The organism is Streptomyces pseudoechinosporeus (assembly GCF_054783935.1).
The window spans coordinates 1-1,019 of record NZ_BAAGPS010000117.1 but is presented as its reverse complement, the minus strand read 5'-3'; the positions used below and the strand labels follow the sequence as shown (position 1 = coordinate 1,019).

Sequence of the window (1,019 nt, the reverse complement as noted above, 5' to 3'; positions counted from 1 at the left end):
CGCACATGAAGTCAATCGTGTTCGGGCGAAGTTGGCGTTATTCGTTGCGGATGTGTTCGCCTCGGTGCCGCGCAAGGACCAGCGGGCGAAGGGCGACTGCTATCTGCGAGGACTGATGATGGACGGTCGCCGCAAGTCCATCCAGGCCATGGCGGAGCGGCTGCCGGACGGCAACGAGCAGAACCTGCAGCAGTTCGTGAACCAGTCCACCTGGGATCCGGTGCCGGTGCGTCGGCGCATCTGTGAGCGGATGGTGCCGCAGATCGGCCCGGACGCCTGGGCGGTCGATGACGTGTCGTTCCCCAAGGACGGAAGGATGTCGGTGGCGGTCGCTCCCCAGTACTGCGGCGCTTTGGGCAAGCAGGCCAACTGCCAGGTCGCGGTCAGCGTGCACGCGGTCTCCGACACCGCCTCGTGCCCGCTGAACTGGCGGCTGTTCCTGCCCCAGGAGTGGGCAGATGACACCGTCCGGCGCCGACGGACCGGCGTGCCGGAGGACGTCGGGCACCGGGAGAAGTGGCGGCTGGCCCTGGACGCCCTGGACGAACTGGCCACCTGGCGCCTTGCGCCGCCGGTCGTGGTGGCGGATGCCGGCTACGGCCAGAACGCCGACTTCCGCGCTGCCCTGGCCGAGCGGGGACACGCGTACGTCGTCGGCATCCGCGGCGATATCACCGTCCAGCCGCACGAGGCGGTCCCCGCCACCCCCGCCTGGTCCGGCAACGGCCGCCGGCCGGTGCCCCGCTACCGGCAGCCACCGGTGACGGTGGCACAACTGGCCGCGGCCGCCGGACGGGAAGCCTTCAGCGAGGTGACCTGGCGGGAAGGCTCCCGCGGCCCGATGACCTCCCGCTTCCTCGCGCTGCGGGTCCGCCCGGCCGGGGTGCGCTCGCGCCGGCTGGCCCAGGCAGCCGCGGTGGCCGAGCACGGCCGGTGGGACGGCGTCCTGCCCCAGGTGCGACTGCTGGCCGAATGGCCCGACGGCGAGGACGAACCCACCCGGTTCTGGCTGTCCGACC

The 1,019-nt window shown here is 71.8% G+C and carries 1 protein-coding gene; it reads left to right on the top strand.

Translation table 11 applies throughout. The annotated features are described in order from the left end of the window. Positions 1 to 1,019 (top strand): IS701 family transposase (locus tag ACYVO6_RS49500; RefSeq protein WP_461073650.1); only part of this gene is annotated, 1,019 nt, incomplete at both ends.